We start from the raw sequence: 348 nt of genomic DNA on the forward strand, positions 1-348 counted from the left end.
AAAAACAATACCAATCGCTCCGGCTCCGTGGCTCTCGGCCAGCGAACGCATGAAGAAATTGACTGCCAAATGTTGGCCAGGTCCTTTGCTCCGTGGGGTCAGAGTAAACGTGCCTTCGGAAATAGAAATGAAAGCGTTCGGGGGGATCACATACACGCAATCCGGTCTAATCCTTAGTCCCGACTTGACCTCCTCTACCGGCATCGCTGTGGTTTTCGCAATGATCTCCGTCAGCATGCTGTTATGGCTTGGCTCGAGGTGCTGCACCAACACAAACGCCATTCCGGTGTCGGACGGCAGTGCAAGAAAAAATTCCTTGTATGCTTCCAGCCCGCCCGCCGAAGCCCC

General features: G+C 54.3%; 1 protein-coding gene. It reads right to left on the reverse strand.

Annotation, left to right across the window (positions count from 1 at the left end; all coding sequences use genetic code 11):
- Positions 1 to 348, reverse strand: a 348-nt coding sequence (locus AC5S26_RS29980; RefSeq protein ID WP_494188612.1) for a chemotaxis protein CheB, incomplete at both ends; no start/stop codon positions are given.

It is taken from the genome of Edaphobacter sp. FHG110511_03, assembly GCF_059115365.1.